Genomic DNA, 6,117 nt, shown 5'->3' with positions numbered 1-6,117 from the left:
CCCCACCTCGGACACAAACTCCACCCCAGACGCAGACCCCGACCACCGCACCGCCGCAAACGACCAACCCCACCAACGCCGGCGAGCACTCGGCGACGCCCACGCAGAGCGGCTGACCCCGCCCCACCTTCTGCGCCACCGTGAAGAGCGGCGCTCCGCCCTCTCCCTCCAGGCTCATGGCGGCTCCCCCTTCCCGCCGCACGCGTGGCGGCAGGTAGCCTTCCAGCGCGTGCCAGGCGGCGGCTCCCCCTTCGGTCGCGCAGCGGCGGCGGCTCCCTCTTCCGTCACCTATGCGGCGTCTTTCCCTCGCGCACGCGACGGCGGTTCCCTCCCCGATCATGCACACGGTGGCGGCTTCCTCGCCTCGTCACGTTACGTAAGTGAATTGCCGGGAAGTGAGTGCATAGAGTAACCATCTGTTGTCGGGGGGACCTATGCGCACATTTCGCGCAGGGCTGCTGGCGGGCTGCCTGCTCGCCGTTCTGTGCCCACCGGTCCATGCCGATCCCCGGCCGTCCCCGCACGACGTGGCAAAGGCCCGCGAAGCCGTACGAGAACGCTCGAAGGAGCTGGCTTCGGCGAGCGCGCAGCTGGCCACGGCGCAGTCGCGGCTCGCGCGGCTGACGTCAGACGTGGAACGGCTGGTGGAGGCGTACAACGGGGAGATGGTGCGGCTGCGGAACGCCGAGCAGGTCACTTCGCAAGCCCAGGCCCAACTGGCGGCGGCCGACGCCGAAGTCGAACGGGCCAGGCAGGACGTGGCGCTGCTGGCGGCGCAGACGTACGGAGGATGGGGGACGCTGGAGCCGATCGTCGGCATGATCGTCGACCAGGCCGATGCCGACGGCGTGCTGCACCGGGCGGGCGTGCTCGGCCAGCTCAGCAGCGAGCGGGCGGGGATGCTGGCCAGGCTGCGCGACGCCCAAGAGGTGGCCGCCATCCTGCGTACACAGGCCGTGAACGCCCACGCCGCCCAGCAGGCCGCCGCCGAGAGCGCCAGGCAGGCGAAAGCCGCCGCCGAGGCGGCCGTGGCCGGTCAACGCCGGGAGACGAAGGTGTTGCGGGCCCGCGAGGACCGCCTGCAACAGCAGGTCGACGCGGCACGTACCCGCGCCCAGCTGCTGGCCAGACGCCGGGCGGCGGACGGCCGGGCGACCGGGCTGGTCTCCGGCGGCTCGGCCATGGGCGACGTGGCGGCCAACTGGGCGCTCACCCAGCTCGGCAAGCCGTACGTGTGGGCGGCCGACGGCCCCGACACCTATGACTGCTCAGGGCTGACCATGCGGGCCTGGGAACGCGTGGGAGTGCGGCTCGACCACTGGACCGGCACCCAGTGGACGTCGGGCCCGCACGTGCCGCTGGATCAGCTGCGCCGCGGTGACCTGCTGTTCTTCGCCCACAACACCGGCGACCCCAGCACCATCCACCACGTCGGGATCTATGTGGGGCGCGGCCTGATGGTGCACGCGCCGGAGACCGGCGACGTGGTGCGGGTCGCCCCGATCTGGCGCGGGGACCTGGTGGGCGCCACCAGGCCCCGCTGAAGGATCAGTGGTGGCCGGCGTCCTTCGCGCGCTGGAAGGAGCGCTCGATCTCTGCCTCGGCCTCGGTGCGGCCCACCCAGTTGGCGCCCTCGACGGACTTGCCGGGCTCCAGGTCCTTGTAGACCTCGAAGAAATGCTGGATCTCCAGCCGGTCGAACTCCGAGACGTGGTGGATGTCCTGGATATGGTGCATCCGCGGGTCGGTGGAGGGTACGCACAGGACCTTGTCGTCGCCGCCCTTCTCGTCGGTCATCCGGAACATGCCCACCGCCCGGCACGTGATGTAACAGCCCGGGAACGTCGGCTCCTGCAGCAGCACCAGCGCGTCGAGCGGGTCGCCGTCCTCGCCGAGGGTGTGCTCGATGAAGCCGTAATCGGCGGGGTACTGCGTGGAGGTGAACAGGAGCCGGTCAAGTCTGATCTTGCCGGTCTCATGGTCCACTTCGTACTTGTTCCGTTGTCCCTTGGGAATCTCAACGACAACGTCGAACTCCACCGCGGTCCTTTCCTCATGGTCGAGTCCGCCTCACCTGGCACCCTGGTGCACGATTTCACGCCCCCAGATGTCCGGTTCGGCTTCCTCTCCAGCGCTCAGGCCCCCGGGCACCCCCGGTCGGGCGTTAATGTCTCGTAGGCGAACTCAGGAGAGAGGGCAGGCGACGTGGCGCGGCACGACCGGTGGGTGATGCTGGCCACCCTCGTCGTGCTCCAAGCCCTGACGATCGTCACCGGCGTGTACGCGATGACGACCGACTTCAGCCTGGGTGCGCTGACGAGGCAGACTTCACCGACCGAGCCGACGGCGTCCCCGCAGGAGGGATCTCCTCCGCCCGTCCCCGTGGTCACCGCGGGACCTGTGCTGGCCCAGCTCTCGGCGAGGTCAGGAGACGGACCTCTCCCGACTAAGGGTACTTTGACGCGGCAGCTCACCAGCGCCCTGGGTGACGGAGCGCTCGGTGACCGGGTCGGTGCCGTCGTGCTCGACGCGACCACCGGCCAGCGGGTCTTCGCCTCCAACGCCGACACGCCCATCACTCCCGCCTCCACCACGAAGATCGTCACGTGCGCGGCCGCGCTCGCCTCACTCGGCCCGGACACACGCTTGTCCACCAGGGTCGTCCAGGGCGCCAAGCCGGGCGCGATCGTCCTGGTCGGCGGCGGCGACCCGCTGCTCGCCGGGCCTTCGGCGAAGCCGAGGTACCCGAAGCAGGCGAGCCTCGCCACGCTGGCCGCCCGCACCGCCGCGACCCTCAAATCCCAGAACATCAAGAAGGTCACCCTCGCCTACGACACGTCACTCTTCGCGGGGTCTCCCACCGCCCTCGGCTGGAAGCCCGGGTACATCCCCGAAGGCAACGTGGCGCCCGTCTACGCGCTCGCCATGGACGAGGGCCGCCAGCACCCGCGCTACAACACCCCCCGTGTCCCCAACCCTCCGGCCTACGCCGCCACGGCCTTCGCCCGGCTCCTCACCAAGCAGGGCATCTCCGTGTCGAAGTCCGTACGCCCGGGCAAGGCCCCCTCCGGCGCCGCCGAGCTGGGCAAGGTCGACTCCGCCCCCATCTACTCCCTGGTCGAGCACGCCCTCACACACAGCGACAACGACCTCTCCGAAGCCCTGGCCAGACACGTCGCCATCAAGGAAGGCCAGCAGGCGTCGTTCGCGGGCGGCGCCAAAGCCGTGACCGCCGTGCTCCAGCGGCTCGGCGTGACCCAGGGCGTCTCGCTCGCCGACGGCAGCGGCCTGTCCACCCGCAACCGCATCAGCCCCGGCGCCCTGGCCAAGCTCATCGCCCTGGCCGGCTCCGCGAACCATCCCGACCTGCACGCCATCGCCTCCGGCATGCCGATCGCCGGCTTCTCCGGCACGCTGGGCAACGGCCGCCGCTTCACCTCCAGTGACAGCAAGGGCGAGGTGGGCCTGGTCCGCGCCAAGACCGGCACACTCAACCACGTCAACACGCTGGCCGGGCTGGCCACGACCAAGGACGGGCGGCTGGTGACGTTCGCCTTCATGGCGGACCGGGTGCCGGCCAACGCCGAGCCGGTGCTTGACCGCCTCGCCGCCATCGTCGCGCGCTCTTAACGGGTTTGTTTGCGATCCTTCGGATCGCGGCTCAGTCGAGTTCGTTTGCGATCCTTCGGATCGCGGCTCAGTCGCTGTGGTCCGGTGTCTTCCCTCGTCGTTCAGTCGCTGCGCTCCCTCTCTCCTCAGTCCAGACACCGGCGCTCCTTCGCGGGTTGGGCCCGGACCACGTACGGTGGACGGTATGCAGGTGATCGACTGGGATCTGGCCGTCACGACCGGCACGCGCCTTGTGCGCCCCGGTCCTCAAGTGAGCCGGGAGGAGGCCAGGCAGGCCGTCGCCGAGCTCCGTACCCTGTCACGTGAGGCCGAGGGCCACGTGCGCGAGTTCACGAAGATCCACACGGAGACCGCGCCGCAGCCCGCGACCATCGTGGACAGGCCCGGTTGGATCAGGGCGAACGTGGAGGGTTTCCGCGTGGTGCTCGAGCCCCTGACGCAGCGCATGGGCAACAGCGCCAACCCGCCCCCCGCCATCGTCACCGCCGTGGGATCGCGCATCACGGGCGTCGAGGTCGGGGCCGTCCTGGCCTTCCTCGCCTCGCGGGTCCTGGGCCAGTACGAGCTGTTCCTGCCGCCGGACCCCACTGGCCAGGAGCCGGCGGGCCGCCTGACGCTCGTCGCCCCCAACGTCGTTCACGCCGAACGCGAAATGGGCGTCAACCCGCACGACTTCCGCCTCTGGGTGTGCCTCCACGAGGAGACCCACCGCGTGCAGTTCACGGGTGTGCCCTGGCTGCGCGAATACGTGCGCTCGCAGATGACTGAGTTCCTGCTCGCCTCCGACCTGGACCTGCCCACGCTGCTCGAACGCCTGCGCAATGCCGCCGACACGGTGGCCGACGTGGTGCGCGGCGGCGAGGGCAACCTGATCGACGCCATCCAGTCGCCGGGCCAGAAGGAGATCCTGGACCGCCTGACCGCCGTGATGACGCTCGTGGAAGGGCACGGCGACTACGTGATGGACGCCGTGGGCCCGTCCGTGGTGCCGTCGGTGGCCGACATCCGCTCCAAGTTCGCCCACCGCCGCGAGGGCGGCTCCCGCCTGGACAAGACGGTGCGGCGGCTGCTGGGGATCGAGGTCAAGATGAAGCAGTACGCCGAGGGCTCGGCGTTCGTCCGGTCGGTGGTCGGCCGAGTGGGCATGGACGGCTTCAACAAGGTGTGGACCTCGCCCGAAGCCCTCCCGACGACCCCAGAAATCGCCGACCCCGACGCCTGGATCAGCCGCGTCATCGGCACCCCGGCCCTCCCCGCCTGAATACCCACGGGCTCCCGGCTGTCTGCGGGCCCCGATGCCCTGGCCCACGGCTCCCGGTTGCCTACGGGCCCGGGCGCCGATGCCCTTGCTCGCCTGGCGCCCGTGTTCGGTGGCCGGCCGGGCACGGGCAGGGCGTCGCCGCCGGAGCGCCGCGTCGGGCGTGACGTGGTGCGGCCGTGCGGGGCGCTCGTGCACGGTGCCCGGCCGGGCGGGGACCCGGGACAATGGCTTGCGTGGGTCCACATCCAGCCGTAGCCGACGTCCGCAGGGCCGTGCGCGAGGCGTTGTCCGACCTCCGACCCGAAGCCCTGGTCATGGCGGCCTGCAGCGGCGGAGCCGACTCCCTTGCGCTGGCCGCGGCCGTGGGTTTCGTGGCGCCGCGCATGGGGTTGCGGGCCGGCCTGCTGAGCGTGGATCACCAGCTCCAGCCCGGGTCCGCAGAAAGGGCGCAGCAGGTCGTCGCCCAGGCCGCACACCTGGACCTGGACCCCGCGGAAGTGCTGACCGTCACGGTCGGCACCGAGGGCGGGCCGGAGGCGGCGGCCAGGGAGGCCAGGTACGCGGCGCTGGCGGCGGCGGCCGAACGGCTCCAGGCCCCGGCGATCCTCCTCGGGCACACCAGGGATGATCAGGCGGAGACAGTGCTGCTGGGGCTGGCCAGGGGGAGCGGGTTGCGTTCGCTGTCCGGGATGGCGGCCCGAGCGGGCCTCTACCGCCGCCCGTTCCTCGACCTCCCCAGATCCACCACCGTCGCCGCCTGCCGGGCCCTGGGGCTCGCCCCCTGGGACGACCCCCACAACGAGGATCCCCGGTACACCCGGGTCCGCGTCAGGAGAAACGTGCTTCCCGTGCTGGAGGAGGAGCTGGGCCCGGGGGTGGCCGAGGCGCTCGCCAGGACCGCGCGGATGGCACGCGAGGATGCCGACGCCCTTGACGAATGGGCTGATTCGGCGTACCAGCATTGCGCTCTTAGCGATATCGGCGGAGCCATAACGCTCGCCGTCAAGGAACTGGAGACCTTGCCCGACGCCGTCAGGCGGAGGGTGTTGCGGCGGGCGGCCATCGCTGCCGGAGCCCCGCCCGGCGCCCTGTCGGCCACCCACGTGCTGGCCGTGGATCGGCTGGTCACGCGGTGGCGGGGGCAGAAGGCCGTGGACCTGCCCGGGGGTCTGACCGCGACCCGGCGGTATGGCACCCTGATACTCGCCATCAGTCCCCACGCGTAA

General features: G+C 71.0%; 5 protein-coding genes. 4 read left to right on the top strand and 1 reads right to left on the bottom strand.

The features are described 5' to 3' along the window. The first annotated feature begins 434 nt into the window (after positions 1-434). Complete coding sequence (locus ETD86_RS33070) at positions 435-1,544, top strand: C40 family peptidase (RefSeq protein ID WP_138670582.1); 1,110 nt, start codon at positions 435-437, stop codon at positions 1,542-1,544. A 4-nt stretch (positions 1,545-1,548) separates the two neighbouring features. Here the strand turns inward: ETD86_RS33070 and ETD86_RS33065 are convergent, their stop codons facing one another. Next, positions 1,549-2,040, bottom strand: coding sequence for an inorganic diphosphatase (locus ETD86_RS33065; RefSeq protein ID WP_127937374.1), 492 nt, complete (start codon positions 2,038-2,040; stop codon positions 1,549-1,551). 165 nt (positions 2,041-2,205) lie between these two features. On the opposite strand from ETD86_RS33065, the gene dacB reads away from it, so the two are divergent. The 3 genes from dacB to tilS all read left to right on the top strand — a co-directional run bounded on the left by dacB (position 2,206) and on the right by tilS (position 6,117). Then, positions 2,206-3,630, top strand: a complete 1,425-nt coding sequence (dacB, locus tag ETD86_RS33060) for a D-alanyl-D-alanine carboxypeptidase/D-alanyl-D-alanine endopeptidase (protein WP_138670581.1) — start codon at positions 2,206-2,208, stop codon at positions 3,628-3,630. Between the two features lie 184 nt (positions 3,631-3,814). Beyond that, complete coding sequence (locus ETD86_RS33055) at positions 3,815-4,891, top strand: zinc-dependent metalloprotease (protein ID WP_211370467.1); 1,077 nt, start codon at positions 3,815-3,817, stop codon at positions 4,889-4,891. 224 nt (positions 4,892-5,115) lie between these two features. Then, positions 5,116-6,117: a tRNA lysidine(34) synthetase TilS gene (tilS, locus tag ETD86_RS33050; protein WP_138670580.1), complete on the top strand. Its 1,002-nt coding sequence runs from the start codon at positions 5,116-5,118 to the stop codon at positions 6,115-6,117.

It is taken from the genome of Nonomuraea turkmeniaca (assembly GCF_005889735.1).
Lineage (GTDB): Bacteria > Actinomycetota > Actinomycetes > Streptosporangiales > Streptosporangiaceae > Nonomuraea > Nonomuraea turkmeniaca.
The sequence above is the reverse complement of the archived record's forward strand: the minus strand, read 5'-3'. Positions and strand labels throughout refer to the sequence as shown.